The following is a 372-nucleotide window of genomic DNA, read 5'->3' on the forward strand; positions in this document are numbered from 1 at the left end:
CTTAGTGCGTATTATGATTTTTATGTTTGCTATCAAAACACGCACCGGTTCCTGGACTCGAGTTATTATTTTGCTACCATAATCAAACCAGGTAATTTCTGCAGAAAGGAAAAATGATGGCAATTACAATTAGAGACACAACAGAGCATGAGAAAATGCTTTCAGACCTAAAAGACCAAACCAACACGTCTACAATGAGTAAGGCATTAATCAAGGGCGGTTATGAGGCTTTGAAGTATCGAGAGCTTTACTTATCAGAGGTTCGCAAGAATGAGCAGCTTAGAGATAAGCTGTATCGTAATGGTAAGGCTGTTTCTGGTTATCTGGATGCTTTAGACGGTCTTAAACAAATTAGCTCTTAGTGCGTATTAT

At 38.4% G+C, this 372-nt stretch carries 1 protein-coding gene; it reads left to right on the forward strand.

Features of this window, described 5'->3' with window-relative positions; translation table 11 throughout:
• Positions 1-116: 116 nt before the first annotated feature.
• A complete protein-coding gene (locus A142_RS20600) occupies positions 117-362 on the forward strand; it encodes a hypothetical protein (protein ID WP_019824186.1) in 246 nt (81 codons plus the stop codon).
• Positions 363-372 lie beyond the last annotated feature (10 nt).

This window comes from Vibrio splendidus 12E03 (genome assembly GCF_000272105.2).
In the GTDB taxonomy this organism is placed as follows: Bacteria; Pseudomonadota; Gammaproteobacteria; order Enterobacterales; family Vibrionaceae; genus Vibrio; species Vibrio splendidus_I.